The organism is Paenibacillus sp. FSL H8-0260, from assembly GCF_045040625.1.
Lineage (GTDB): Bacteria > Bacillota > Bacilli > Paenibacillales > Paenibacillaceae > Paenibacillus_AQ > Paenibacillus_AQ odorifer.
The window spans coordinates 1,546,668-1,560,012 of the sequence record NZ_CP150298.1 but is presented as its reverse complement, the minus strand read 5'-3'; the positions used below and the strand labels follow the sequence as shown (position 1 = coordinate 1,560,012).

Genomic DNA, 13,345 nt, shown 5'->3' with positions numbered 1-13,345 from the left:
ATGATAGCCGTTTACTTATTCCCAAAGATTGTCCGAACCATCCGGACATGCCCCTGTTTTTACTCTCCCGCCATCCGCTCTATTCCAACGATTATCTTACTTTTGCCTCATATACGTCAAGTGCTGCCTGAACCCCAAACCCGCAAGGCCCCTTAAATCCATGACGCTGTAATGCGGCTTCCAGCGCTCCAAGCAGCCGCAACACGTTATTCTCACGACAGCTAAAACCCATCGTACCGATGCGCCAGATCCTTCCCTTTAACGGTCCAAAAGAACTGGCAATTTCAATTCCGAACCGCCCCAGCAGCAGCGAACGGACAGCTTCCCCATCTATCCCCTCAGGGATCAGCACACAGGTAACAACAGTAAGCTTGCAGGAAGGATCCCCGTATAGTTCTAAACCCATAGCTGTTAATCCAGCTACAAGTGCTTTTTCATGGAGGATATGTCTGGCGAATCTGGCATCCAGCCCTTCTTCAAGGGTAAGCCGCAAGCCCTCCCGCAGTGCATAAAGCATTGAGGTCATCTCTGTATGATGATTGAGACGTTGTGGACTCCAGTAATCCTGAAGCATGCCGAGATCGAAATAATTGCTGCGGACAAAAGATAAGTCACCTGGCTGGACATCACTTGCTCTAATCCCTCGTTCTACTCGTTTTCGGGTCATGAGCTTAGCTTCAGCACGATCATTATACGTTATCGGTGCCATTCCGGAAGGGACGGACAGGCATTTCTGTGTACCGCCAACGACGGCATCCAACATCCAAGCATCTGTCTCGACAGGAATGCCCCCAATGGTTGCAACTGCATCGACTATGAATAAAGTATCCATCCGGCGGCAAGCTCTACCAATTTCCGCGAGTGGCTGCACACGTCCTGTAGAGGTCTCCCCGTGAACCATTGCCACCACATGTGGCTTAAAAGTCTCCATAGCTGCTATCACTTCATCCGGCTCAAACACACTCCCCCATGGCTTTTCCAACACGAACACCTCAGCGCCACATCTTTCAGCAATCTCATGCAATAGATGTCCGAAGCGGCCAAAGATCGGAATCAGCACACGCTCACCCGGCAGGATCAAACTAACCATCACGGCTTCAATTCCAGCACGGGAGGTACCATCAATTGGGTAAGCCCATGAATTAGAAGTAGCAAACAGCTCCCGCAGCATTTCCATCGTTTCATTCATAATAGAGGTGAACTCTGGATCAAACTGACCCAGCACCGGAAAAGACATCGCCCGCAGTACACGCGGATCTACCTCGACCGGACCCGGAGTCATAATACAGCGTTGGGACGGCGACAAATCTTCGTAACGCTTCATGATGATCCTCCCTTAAAAGTTCGGCGAACTCTTTTTAATAAGCTAACTCATATAACATCGCAGTCAGAACCTCAAGCCCAGCAACGAGCTGCTCAGGGGAAGTATACTCTTCCGGAGAATGGCTGATGCCAGCTCGGCTTGGCACAAATATCATCGCAGTAGGGCAACGCGGCGCAAACAGCTGGGCGTCATGTCCCGCTCCACTTACCATCATGCGGTACGTCTTCCCCTGTTGGCGGCAGATATTTTCCAGCATTGCAGATAGCTTCGTATCCATAGGTGCAGGGACTGTGTGGAGCACGGATGTAACCTCAAGAATCACCCCACGTTTAACAGCAATTTCATTACATTCCGCAAGAAGCTTCTCACAGAAACGTTCCAGTTCGTCCTCTTCACTATGGCGGATATCTAGTGTAAAAAGAACCTCACCCGGGATCACATTTGGCGTATTCGGATACACCTCAAGCTTACCCGAGGTTGCTACAAGAGGTTCACCAGCCGTTTTAGCAGAACTTTCAAGCACGTACAGCATTTCAACCGCACTAGCCAGTGCATCCTGCCGCATAAACATCGGTGTCGTGCCCGCATGATTAGCAGTACCACTGACCTTGACCACATATCGTCTCTGGCCAACAATCCCCTGAACTACGCCTAACTGAGTGTCTGTCTTCTCCAGAATAATCCCCTGCTCGATGTGCAGTTCTACAAAAGCACCAATATCATTTCTGACTCCAGTCCGCTTAGAAGCTTTCTCCTCCGTTATGTCCTGTAAGAAGCTGGATTGTGCCATTGCTGCTTTTAACGTCACGCCCTCTGCATCCATACAGGTCTCGGCCTCGCTTCCGTCATACCTTTCCGTGACATGGCCCGAACCCCAATAAGCAAGCGGAAATCGGCTCCCTTCTTCTTCACAAAAAGATACGACCTCAAGCGTCCGCTGCGGCTGGCCAAAGTTCCTCTGCAAATCTTGAAGCGCAATCATAGCCGCAGCGATCCCATAGGCACCATCATATTTTCCGCCATTGACTACAGTATCGATATGCGATCCGGTTAAAATAACCTTTTGCTGCGGATTGCATCCACTCAATCGTCCATATACATTGCCAACCTTGTCTATGGAAACTTCTAAGCCGAGCCCAGCCATTTTTTCCTGCAAAAAAATCTGCGCCCGGCTCCATTCCTCCGTATATAGCAGTCTAGTAACTCCTGGCCCAGGTGTGCTGAATGCCGCCAGCTCCTCCAGCAGCTCCAGCAGTTTCTGAGTCGACGCTTGAACTCTGGAATCATTCATAGGCTGTACTGCTCCTTCCTAATTCGCAGCCACTGTCCACCTCCCTCACTGATCACTCCTTCTTCAGAGGTATAGATCACATTCCCGCGACAGATCGTAGCAACTACTTTGCAGGATAAAGTTCTTCCGATGTAGGGGCTGTGCTTGTGGCGATACAATAAATCCTCCGCAGTCAGCGTATAGGTTGTATTTGGATTCAGCAGAACTAAATCGGCATCTAGACCTAGAGCTATAGCGCCTTTGCGATGCTCTATTCCAAAACGTTTTGCGGGTTGCCCTGCAAGTAGACTGGAAATTATTGTAACATCCAAACCCCGCACATTCACGCCTTCATGGAACATAAGCTCCAGACTGCTCTGCGCACCCGAGATCCCACCCCAAGCTGCAAAAAAAGACAAGTCCGGCTTCACCTTCAATTCCGTTGGACAAGGGGAATGATCCGAAGCAATCAGATCGATTTTGCCTTGGGCCAGCATCTCCCATAACTTCTCCTGCTCCACCGCACTTCGCAGCGGAGGCGCACACTTCGCCACAGGGCCTAAAGCCTTCATATCATTTTCAGTGAGGACCAGATAATGTGGACAGGTTTCGGCCGAAACGTCCAGACCTCGAAGCTTAGCTTCATAGATTTTCTCAATGGCGGCGGCCGTGCTGATATGAACAAAATGCAACCGGCAGCCCGTACGTTCACCGTACAGCAGCGCCCTGGACACTGCCTCCAGCTCTGCTTCAGCAGGGCGGCAAGCCGCAAAATCACTTGCGCTGGTTCTGCCATTTCGCACTGCATCTGCGGTCAACACCGCCGTGATAGCCTCACTTTCTGCATGCAGCGCCAGAATCCCGCCCAGAGAAGCGATTCGCTGCATCCCTTGATAGAGTGTATCCTCATCCACTTCACGGAATCTGCCTTCGCCCTCCCCTCCAGGATTGGAGAGAAAGGCTTTAAACCCAGTGACGCCAGCGGCTGCCAAAACTTCTAAATCATCCAGATTGCCGGGAACGAGCCCACCCCACAGCACATAATCAACGGCAGAGTTTCCAGCCGCAGCATCTACCTTTTGACGAAGCCCAGCCTCGTTCACAGTAGGTGGATTACCGTTAAGCGGCATATCTGCATAGGTTGTGCAGCCGCCAGCTGCCAACGCCGCAGAACCGCTGCGAAAGCCTTCCCAATGTCCAAACGTTGGTTCATTAAAGTGGACATGCATATCAATCATACCGGGGAGCACATAGAACCCCTCTGCGTCGATGACTTTGGTTAGCGGCGCAAGCGAAAGTTCCTCTCCAAGTGCGACAATCTTACCCTCTGATACTGCAATATCCAGCTTGAGTACCTGATCGGGCAGCACTACATTCCCGTTCTTAATCACAAGTTCATAGGATTCCTTCATGAGCTGCCACCTCCTCCGGTCGTCAACTTTCTCTTAACTTCCCCGATACGTACTATATCCACCAGGTGCTACTAGCAAAGGTACATGGTAGTGTTGCATGGAGCTCTCTATATGAAAGCGAATAGGTATCTGTTCTAGAAAAAAAGGCATCTCACGTTGAGTGTCTGCTGACGCTTTGGCATCCGCTCTACGGTAGTAATCGCCAACCATAAACAGCAGCTCGTAACATCCAGACTCCATTTCGTTTCCCTCCAACAGCGGAGCATCCAGCCTCCCGTCACTGTTCGTGACTTCTTCACACAGAAGCTTGCTCATCCCATCCGTAAGCTTCCAGAGCTGAAGCGTCAGACCTGTAGCAGGAATCCCCCGCGACAGATCCAACACATGGGTGGTAAGACGCCCGCTCATTACGCTGTCTCTCCGGCCAGATCTGCACGGCTGACAGAAAAGCCCTGAAAACCATAGGGTGGACGAGGTTCGGTGAAGACTCCACCTTTAGTTTCTTCAGGCTCAACAATGGTTTCCCAAGTCCGGTTATTGGACTCAAATGAAACGGTAGCCAGCTGTGGAAAACGGGACAATACGCGCAGCCCAATTTGATAAATCAACGATTGGATTGATGGACTGTTCAGCTCATGAAAAGCGTTATGGGCGATATCGCGAACCTGCTCCGATGCCACATATTGGCCTAGATCTCCATCCAGAGCATGCTGAACATCACTGTAGGTCCAGTTAATATTCAGAAAAATATAAAGCGGACGGTCAAAGCTCTCCGGCAATGTTGTATACTCATCACGGACGAATCCATAAAACGAGCTTCCACTCACTTTTATCAGCTGTAAATCCTTCAATCGGCATTCATGAGCGATAACCTCAGTCCCATTCTCTCCACGTTTTATAGTTAACGAAGCCGAATAAGATTCATTATTGGAGTGACGCAGTACTAAATGACTCTGTTTAAGCCCCTCAACCCCGGGCACCATCACCTGTTCAAAAGGTAACCGGTCTGCGGAAACTGAAACTGCGGTGACATGATCGTATTTATCGAGAAAACGGCTGCTTAGAAGCTGCAGTAGCCCCTCCGTTGTGCTTCCAGTGTAGTCCGCGGTATTGCGCAGGATGAAATTTTTCATAGAATCGGTAGCAACAACCATGGAATTATCCCCCTCTGAAAAAGAAGGAAGAAACGCTTCGCCCGTGACTGCGAATGTAATATTATGTGCGAATATAATGTTGTCGCAGCCCGTGAAGGAAGATTCGGGAACGGGGGTAACGGCCAGCGGTTTAGCATAGGTACGATAAGTTAGCACATCACTTTTTCCATAAAACATTGTACGTCCGTTAATTGGTTCCAGCATGGCTGACACCCTCCCCGTTTATGATGAATGAATGAATAATTAAATAATTAAATCACTTAGGCGAAATCTCGTAATTGTACCGACTTCAGAAAAGGCTTGAACCCATTCCTCCTGAGGGGAACGCTCTACTCGCACTCCAATGGCGCTGATAATGTCTTCTTTGTTTTTGCCACGAACAGCTAGAATAAAAGGGAAATGAAATTTGTCCGTATACTTTCGATTCAGATCATTTAATAGATTGAACTCTTCCGTTGTTAACCGATCCAGTCCAGCTCCCTGCTGCTCAGAGGCAGATAAAGCCGTAACTTGAAGCCTAGTCGCCAAATCCGGGTGAGCTTTTAATAGTCCCTCCATTCGGCTCCGGTCAGCATTCAGTACGGTCTGCATCATTGTGCTGTGCAAATGCTCTAAAGAATGGAACGGAATCTGCTTATAAGCCTCCTCTGCTACCCACGGTGAATGTTCAAAAATGCCGCCTAGATGCTTCACAAAATCCGTTATACTCATGGCATTTATCTCTTCCAACGTAAACCTGCCTTCAGAAACGACCATCCACTCAACCTCCAATAGCTTTGTTAACAGCTCGTAAAATACCACCGTACCCCGTACAGCGACAAATGTTACCCGATAAAGCTTCTTCCACTTCAGCCTGAGTAGGATGCGGGTTCTCTTCCAGCAGAGCAACCACCGAGATGACCATCCCTGGTGTGCAATAACCGCATTGGAACCCCCCCTCTTCTAAAAAAGCCCGCTGAACGGGATGCAGGCCTACTTCACTAAGACCCTCAATCGTTGTAATTTCCGCACCTGAGCATTGATAGGCCATGACCAGACATGAATTCACTGGACGTCCATCCACCAGCACCATACATGCCCCGCAGCGGCCAATCTCACAAGAACGTTTTGTGCCGGTCAGCTCCAAATCTTCACGTATGACCTTTAAAAGCCGGCGGGAGGGTGGAATCTCCGTGGATATCGCTTTGCCATTAAGATTGCAATTAAAGGTGAACCTCTCTTCTGCAAAGGCTTCCTCAGACGATAAGGGGTCAAGGTTATCTTCATCTAGATTCGCTTCTGAATTATGGCTCGACATGGATGTTCACCACCTTTTGTGGAATAAACGGTGTAGACTGCAGCCATTCGGGATCAATGGGCAGCTTGGTTACCCGTTTCCCTACAGCCTGAAATATGGCTGACGCGACTGCCGGAGCTAAATTGACGGAACCCACCTCTCCAATGCCGCGAGGACCGTACGTGTCATGATCCGGCAAATCCTCTATCGGCTGCACCTGAATGCTGCCATTCATGTCGGCAATGGTCGGCACCAAATAGGTGTCTAAATTTTTGGTGACATAGCTGCCGCCTGACATCATAGCATCCTCGGACAAAGTGAAGCCTACCGCCATACTGCTGCCACCTTCGATCTGCCCGAGATAACCTTGCGGATTAGCCACCGGTCCCGCCGCTACCGCATGATATTGGTCCAGTACACGAACACGTCCTGTAAGCAGATTAACTTCCACACGGACCGCGATTGCGGAATAGGTGTATAGGAAATGTGCCCCCACTCTTTTAAAGGGTGTCGTTGGATAAGTAAACTTTGTATTACAGACAATGGGTTCTGAAATACGCTGTGCCAAGTCCTTGTAAGTCAGAAGCAGACCGCCGTCTTTTAGCCAAATGCCGCCAGGGCCGAGCTTCATTTCATAGTTATCCAGCTCTGGCTTTATCATCGCAGCTGCCTGCAGCACTCGAGCGGTGAAGTCTGGACGCAGCCGTTTTAAGGCCATCCACATCATGCTGGTTGATCGGGAAGCCGTACTAGATCCGCTATCGGGCACAACATCCGTATCGCCAATGACGATGCTTAGATCCTCTGCCGCCAAGCCAAACTGTTCAATCAGCATTTGTTCCATGGTTGCGATTAACCCCTGACCAAACTCCTCGTAACCAAACACCGCCTCAATTTTGCCCTCTAGCGTCAAAGAGAGCCTGCCACCCGCCGGATCGGGAATACCATAGCCAAGTCCTGCACCATGCATAGCTATAGCAGCACCCGTTCCAGTTACGATCCAAGGTTCCACAACACCTGAATCACTGTCTGTAGATGCGGCCTCAGTCATAAGAGGCGAACCCGCCAGCGCTTCCCACACCTGAAAGGCACCATCGGTCTGAGCAATTTCCTGACCCAGCGGCCCCAGATCTCCATATTTACGCAAATTGCGGCGGCGCATTTCCCACGGATCGATCTGCAATCGCTCAGCCAACCGATCGATTTGTCCCTCCAAAGCAAAAATCGCCTGATTGCCGCCAAAACCGCGAAATTCACCAGATACACCGTTATTGGTATATACAGCAAAACCCTTCACATCCACATGATCGATGATATAGGGGCCCATCACATGTTCTGTCGCGAAGTTGAGCACCTCCGCCCCCAGTGTTGCGTAAGCTCCCGTATCCGAAATAATTCTGACCTGATGTGCCCTGATGATTCCTTCGGGGTCGCAGCCAGTTTTCATGGTGATTTTCATGGGATGGCGTTTTAGTCCTGCACGTACCGATTCAGCTCTCGAATTATGCAGTCTTACCGGACGGAGTGTCCGCAAGGCGAGCAGCGCTCCATATGGCTGTACATTCAGCTCGTCTTTTCCTCCAAAGGACCCGCCGATAGGACTCGAGATGACGCGAATATCTTCTTGAGGAATAGCCAGAATTCTGGATAGCTGCAGGCGATCCATCAACCCATGTTGTGTAGCTGAATATACGGTAAGCCGTCCGTTATCCTCTGGGATAAACAGTCCACCTTCAGTCTCCATATAGGTGTGCATTTGGCGTGGTGTATAATAAGTCTCCTCTACCACATGACAGCAATCCGTAAATACCCTTTCCGGCTCCCCTTTCCGATATTCCGTATGATGAAGCACGTTTCCCTCGGCATGCAGCAGAATTGCGTCCTTTTTCATCGCCTCTTCCGGATTCTCAAGTAAGGGTAGAAGCTCATAATCCACTTCGATAAGAGATAAGGCATATTCCGCAATTTCGTCCGTCTCTGCCGCGACTGCCGCAATCGCATCGCCAGTGTAACGCACACGGTCACTGCAAAATACCGGTTGATGCGGCAAAGCTATGCCAAAGCCGTTAAGTCCGGGCACATCCTCATAAGTAATTACAGCGTGTACACCAGGGACTTCAACGGCCTTCTCAATGCGTATGGACAAAATACGAGCATGTGCCTGCTCACTGCGGAGCACGCGGCCGATCAACATTCCTTCTGCCCTCATGTCGGTCAAATACTGCAGCTTACCGGATACCTTGCCCTCTCCATCGCGTCGTGTACGCCAGCGGCTACCGCTGGATTCCTTATTCAGCAGCATTTTCCCTCTCTCCTTTCGTCGGGTTATTCACCTCTTAACTCCGTATATTCATAGCCTTCCACAGCTCAGATACAACCAAATTCCCAGCAGTCTTTTTCTTGTAAAGTTCTGTTGCAAAGGGATCACTATACGTCTCAAAGCTGTTCTCAACCTCTTCATATAAAGAAGCCAACAGCTCCTCTGTATACCTCACACCTTCAAGCATAACTTCAGCTCTACTTAGTCGCTGCGGCCGCCCAGAGCCCCCACCTGCGGCGATACGCACCTCACGGAAACGGAGTTCCTCATCGATTGATGCTGAGATTGCTACCGTTACAAGTGAAGGGGTGAACGCTTCCCTGCGGCCAACCTTACGAAAAATTTCTAGCCTATCCGTTAACGGACTCTCTAAGCGAGTAGGTGAGATGCGAATCTCAGCCACAAGATCTGCCGCAGGTTTTATCCCGCTCCAGTGATTGTTTAGCCACTCTATCAAAGGTAGTGCCGTCATAAATTTGCCGTCAAAGGAGATTAACTCCGCGTCATAGACCAGTAACGCAGGTAGAATATCTCCGAAGCCAGAAGCGATATTGCCCCCGAGCGTGGCAAGATTACGCACCGACGGAGCCGCTATGCAACGTGCAGCCTCTTGCAGCGCAGGAGCCACGGCCTGCAAATGCTCATTACTGCGGCACTGGGAGAGTGGAACAAGAGCGCCCAGAGATAAGTGAAATTCCGTTAAGGTAATGTCGCCGAGATTTGTGATTTGCCGAAGATCAATCAGCTGTTTGGGCATATGATCCGTTCCATTTTCCCACCCTGTTCTCAGCAATGTTCCTCCTGCGACATATCGGGAACTGTCTCCAAACGCCGTTTTTCTCTCCCAAGCTTCGTGCAGGCTGTGGGGTTGAATTACTTCAGGTAGTCTTCCATCCTCTTCCCGTATAACTCCCATACACTCCGCCTCCCTTTTTGAGTACCAGATTGCCGCTTCCCTTCTCGTATAGCCTGCCTTAAAACCTTTGTTCCCGAATATAAGGAACTCCGAGCGCCTCCGGTGTACCGGATGGTTTGTTGCGATTGCGGTACCCCAGGTACATCAGGACCAGAATGGTCACAAGGTACGGAATCATTTTGAGAAAATAGGGCGGAACTGCACTGCCCAGCAATTGAATGCGGAAGCCAAGTGAATCCAATGCCCCAAAAAAGTAAGCGCAGAACAAGGCGCGCAGCGGATTCCATCTGGCAAAAATCACTAGCCCTACCGCAATCCAGCCTCGACCGGCTGTCAGCCCTTCATTCCAGGTTGGCGCATAGGCCAATACCATATCCGCTCCGGCCAGGCCGATGAGAGCAGCACCGGTGATCACATAGCTGTAGCGGATAAGCTGCACACGGATCCCCATCACATCTGCGGTAGCCGGACTGTCTCCGACTGCCCGCAAATGCAGGCCCCATGAAGTGCGGTGAATTAGCAGATGCAAAGCAAGCACTAGCAGCAGGCTGAACCAGGTTAGGTAATCCATGTTGCCGAATATTTTTCCGATGAACGGTACATTTTCCAGCCAAGCCAGATGCAGCTTAGGGGAGGTTCCCGGCAAAGGAATGCCGCTGATCGGTTTACCAAGATAAGCGCTCAACCCACTGCCGAACAAGGTCATCGCAAGACCGGACATCGTTTGATTCGCCCGCAAGGTCACACAGAGAAAAGAATGCAGCAAACCAAGCACAGCCGTTACAGCTACGGTAGCCAGCAGAGCCAGCAACAGGTTTCCGGAGCGAATATACACGATACAAGTGGTGACCGCTCCCATCAGCATCAGACCTTCAGCCCCAAGCTGTATAATGCCGGCTCGTTCATTTAGAATGCCTCCCAGCGTAGCCAGCAGCAGCGGGGTCCCTGCGGAAATAGCGGCAATAAGTAGCTGTGTTGTAAAATCCATCGCCTATCTCCCCCCTTTCAGCTGAACCCGGCTACGGCGAATGCGGAAACGATAGATCATATCGCCAGCAATCAAGAAAAACAGGATGGAGCCCTGCAGCATTTCTGAAATTGAAGAGGGCAACCCGATGGTTTGAACACTATATCCGCCAACAATTAAACCACCGAATAAAATAGAAGTAACGATTAGACCGAGCGGATTCAATTTGGCCAACCAAGCCACAATAATGGCGGTGTATCCATAACCCGGTGAAATGCCCTGCATCAGCTTGTGTGTAACACCGGAGACCTCCGCCATGCCAGCGATCCCGGCGAGCCCCCCACTGATCAGCATGACGATAATAATATGGCGCTTGATAGGAATCCCCGCATATCTGGCTGCAACAGGATTGGCCCCAATCAGACGGAGCTCGTAACCCCACTTGGTAAAACGAATCATTAAGTAATAAATCACAACGGCGATAAGTCCAAATAACAATCCAATATGCAATCTTGTACTTCCGAGAACAGGCAGCGACTGAGCCGCAGTAAACATAGGTGATCCCGGGAAATTAAAACCTTTAGGATCTTTCCAAGGTCCGAATACCACGTAATCGAGCGCCAATAGGGCAACATAATTCAGCATTAATGAAGTGATTAGCTCATTCACTCCAAAATGCGTCCGCGGAATAGCAGTCAATAGTCCCCAAAGCGCACCCGCGGCAATCCCGAACAGTAGCATTAAGCTCAGGGACCAGAATGAAGGTAAGTCAGGAAAATAAATCGTGACCGCTGTGGCCGCCATAGCCCCAACGGTTAACTGGCCTTCTGCTCCAATATTCCATACCGAAATGCGGTAAGCCACAGCAATCCCAAGCCCACATAGGAGTAGCGGGATCGCTTTAACCATCGTTTCCGTGAGCCCATACGCAGTGCCAAATGCGCCACGGAACATTTTTTCATAGACCAGCACCGGATTCATGCCATTCGCCGCAATAAATAGGGCACACAACAATAGCGCTAAAATTATAGATACAATAGGTGTCCACCAAGGAGAACGGATGCGGCTGGCATCGTATTCGAAACGTAGAGAGAATCGTTTTCCGGAGTGAGAGGGGAGGGGTTCCAGTACAGCTGCTGCGGTATTTCTTCCATTCTCCGGGCTCATACGGCGCTCTCCTCTCTATTATGAATACCAGCCATTAGTAGTCCGATGCTCTCTCGATTCGCTTCCTCATGTGTACTCTCACCAATAATTGAGCCGTTATAGATCACTAGAATCCGGTCGGACAACTGAAGCAATTCATCTAAATCCTCCGAAATTAACAACACGCCACTACCTGAACCACGCAACTCCATAAGAAGGTCGTGAACACCAGCCGTGGCACCTACATCCAGCCCTTGTGTCGGATGAACGGCGACCATCAGCTTAGGCCGATGACTGATTTCACGTGCAAAGAGCAGCTTCTGCTGATTACCACCTGACAACTGTTGTACTGGCGTCTCCAGCTCAGGTGTTTTGACGTTAAAGCGCTGGACCAGCTCCTGTGACCACAAACGGTTCTTCGCGGACTTCAAGAAACCAAATTTGGAGTGCTCCTCTGTGCGGTAAGACTTAAACAAAAGATTATCCACCGATCCGAGGCGTCCAGCTAAACCGCTCTTCATCCGGTTCTCCGGCACGTGGGAGATTCCTGAATCAATTGCCCCTCTAACCGAAGCCGATTTCACCGTTTTTCCATCAAACGTGATTTCACCACTTTTCCAGCCTCTAAGACCTGTTAACACTTCAGCCAGTTCCTTTTGCCCGTTGCCAGCTACCCCAGCTACGCCTACAATCTCCCCTTTACATACGTTCAGAGAGAAGTGATCCAGTGCTTTTCGCCCGTGATCGGCATATACGTCCACATCTTTCACTTCTAATAAAGAATCCCCTTCAGCGGCTTCCCGTTCTTGACGGGTGATGGTTACTTCCTTGCCCACCATCAGACGAGCCAGCTCCAGTTCATCTGTATCTGCCGTGGTCAGTGTGGCGATCATTTTCCCTTTGCGCATGACGGAAATCCGATCGGAGGAAGCCATAACCTCTTTCATTTTATGAGTAGTCATAATGACCGTTTTTCCTGCCTGCTTCATGACCCGCAGCGTTTCAAATAGCTGTTCCACCTCTCCCGGGGTCAATACAGAGGTTGGTTCATCCAGAATAATAATGTCAGCCCCGCGATACAGCGTCTTAACGATTTCAACACGCTGCTGCTCACCCACGGACAACTGCCAGATCGGGCGATCCACCGGGAAATTCAGTCCAAACCGTTCCGCTAATGCCTCTATCTCCTCGCGTTTGTTCTTCATCCACTTACGGCCGCGCCAGAAAGACGACTTTTCGCCAAGCACGATATTTTCTGCTGCTGTGAGGCTTTGCACCAGCCTAAAGTTCTGAAACACCATACCTACACCCAGCTGCGCAGCATCTTTAGGAGAACGGATCTGAGCACCTTTCCCATGAATGAAGATTTCTCCTTCATCTGCTCTGTACACCCCTGACAGCATGCTCATCACCGTGCTCTTCCCGGCCCCATTCTCCCCAAGCAACGCATGAATCTCACCCGCATTTGCCGAAAAGTCGACTTGATCACTGGCGGTTACCGAGCCGAATTTTTTCACAATCCCCCGCATTTCAACTGAAGTTCCCCGCATGGCCTGAACC

Annotated in this window: 12 protein-coding genes; all 12 read right to left on the bottom strand. The window is 50.3% G+C overall.

The genetic code is table 11. The features are described 5' to 3' along the window. Positions 1-91 precede the first annotated feature (91 nt). From MHI51_RS06825 to MHI51_RS06770, 12 genes are read right to left on the bottom strand one after another with little or no spacing between them, the layout of a single operon-like run. Entirely contained in the window at positions 92-1,324 is a 1,233-nt protein-coding gene (locus MHI51_RS06825) for an alanine--glyoxylate aminotransferase family protein (protein ID WP_076276658.1), read from the bottom strand. 34 nt (positions 1,325-1,358) lie between these two features. Next, positions 1,359-2,615 carry a Zn-dependent hydrolase gene (locus MHI51_RS06820; protein ID WP_405173706.1) on the bottom strand — a complete coding sequence of 419 codons (1,257 nt, stop codon included), beginning with the start codon at positions 2,613-2,615 and terminating at the stop codon, positions 1,359-1,361. After that, entirely contained in the window at positions 2,612-4,006 is a 1,395-nt protein-coding gene (locus tag MHI51_RS06815; protein WP_076218308.1) for an allantoinase, read from the bottom strand. The genes MHI51_RS06820 and MHI51_RS06815 overlap by 4 nt, the downstream gene beginning before the upstream one ends. 33 nt (positions 4,007-4,039) lie before the next feature. Beyond that, on the bottom strand, positions 4,040-4,414 hold the full coding sequence (gene uraH / locus MHI51_RS06810; RefSeq protein WP_076125436.1) for a hydroxyisourate hydrolase: 375 nt from the start codon (positions 4,412-4,414) through the stop codon (positions 4,040-4,042). After that, positions 4,414-5,364 (bottom strand): factor-independent urate hydroxylase, encoded by a 951-nt coding sequence (gene pucL / locus MHI51_RS06805; protein WP_076218309.1) that lies wholly within the window; start codon positions 5,362-5,364, stop codon positions 4,414-4,416. The genes uraH and pucL overlap by 1 nt, the downstream gene beginning before the upstream one ends. A gap of 39 nt (positions 5,365-5,403) precedes the next feature. Then, positions 5,404-5,916 carry a 2-oxo-4-hydroxy-4-carboxy-5-ureidoimidazoline decarboxylase gene (uraD, locus tag MHI51_RS06800; protein WP_076218310.1) on the bottom strand — a complete coding sequence of 171 codons (513 nt, stop codon included), beginning with the start codon at positions 5,914-5,916 and terminating at the stop codon, positions 5,404-5,406. A 4-nt stretch (positions 5,917-5,920) separates the two neighbouring features. Next, positions 5,921-6,457, bottom strand: coding sequence for a (2Fe-2S)-binding protein (locus tag MHI51_RS06795; RefSeq protein WP_081387469.1), 537 nt, complete (start codon positions 6,455-6,457; stop codon positions 5,921-5,923). Next, complete coding sequence (gene pucD / locus MHI51_RS06790; protein ID WP_076276661.1) at positions 6,444-8,738, bottom strand: xanthine dehydrogenase subunit D; 2,295 nt, start codon at positions 8,736-8,738, stop codon at positions 6,444-6,446. The genes MHI51_RS06795 and pucD overlap by 14 nt, the downstream gene beginning before the upstream one ends. Positions 8,739-8,772: 34 nt before the next feature. Continuing rightward, complete coding sequence (locus MHI51_RS06785) at positions 8,773-9,672, bottom strand: xanthine dehydrogenase family protein subunit M (RefSeq protein WP_076276662.1); 900 nt, start codon at positions 9,670-9,672, stop codon at positions 8,773-8,775. 58 nt (positions 9,673-9,730) lie between these two features. Then, positions 9,731-10,660, bottom strand: coding sequence for an ABC transporter permease (locus MHI51_RS06780; RefSeq protein WP_042185778.1), 930 nt, complete (start codon positions 10,658-10,660; stop codon positions 9,731-9,733). A gap of 3 nt (positions 10,661-10,663) precedes the next feature. Beyond that, entirely contained in the window at positions 10,664-11,806 is a 1,143-nt protein-coding gene (locus tag MHI51_RS06775; RefSeq protein WP_076276663.1) for an ABC transporter permease, read from the bottom strand. Continuing rightward, complete coding sequence (locus tag MHI51_RS06770) at positions 11,803-13,335, bottom strand: ABC transporter ATP-binding protein (RefSeq protein WP_405173705.1); 1,533 nt, start codon at positions 13,333-13,335, stop codon at positions 11,803-11,805. The genes MHI51_RS06775 and MHI51_RS06770 overlap by 4 nt, the downstream gene beginning before the upstream one ends. Positions 13,336-13,345 lie beyond the last annotated feature (10 nt).

Coding starts and splice junctions, on each gene's coding strand:
- MHI51_RS06825 (WP_076276658.1), bottom strand. CDS start 1,324: ATGAAGCGTTACGAAGATTTGTCGCCGTCCCAACGCTGTATTATGACT.
- MHI51_RS06820 (WP_405173706.1), bottom strand. CDS start 2,615: ATGAATGATTCCAGAGTTCAAGCGTCGACTCAGAAACTGCTGGAGCTG.
- MHI51_RS06815 (WP_076218308.1), bottom strand. CDS start 4,006: ATGAAGGAATCCTATGAACTTGTGATTAAGAACGGGAATGTAGTGCTG.
- uraH (WP_076125436.1), bottom strand. CDS start 4,414: ATGAGCGGGCGTCTTACCACCCATGTGTTGGATCTGTCGCGGGGGATT.
- pucL (WP_076218309.1), bottom strand. CDS start 5,364: ATGCTGGAACCAATTAACGGACGTACAATGTTTTATGGAAAAAGTGAT.
- uraD (WP_076218310.1), bottom strand. CDS start 5,916: ATGGTCGTTTCTGAAGGCAGGTTTACGTTGGAAGAGATAAATGCCATG.
- MHI51_RS06795 (WP_081387469.1), bottom strand. CDS start 6,457: ATGTCGAGCCATAATTCAGAAGCGAATCTAGATGAAGATAACCTTGAC.
- pucD (WP_076276661.1), bottom strand. CDS start 8,738: ATGCTGCTGAATAAGGAATCCAGCGGTAGCCGCTGGCGTACACGACGC.
- MHI51_RS06785 (WP_076276662.1), bottom strand. CDS start 9,672: ATGGGAGTTATACGGGAAGAGGATGGAAGACTACCTGAAGTAATTCAA.
- MHI51_RS06780 (WP_042185778.1), bottom strand. CDS start 10,660: ATGGATTTTACAACACAGCTACTTATTGCCGCTATTTCCGCAGGGACC.
- MHI51_RS06775 (WP_076276663.1), bottom strand. CDS start 11,806: ATGAGCCCGGAGAATGGAAGAAATACCGCAGCAGCTGTACTGGAACCC.
- MHI51_RS06770 (WP_405173705.1), bottom strand. CDS start 13,335: ATGCGGGGAACTTCAGTTGAAATGCGGGGGATTGTGAAAAAATTCGGC.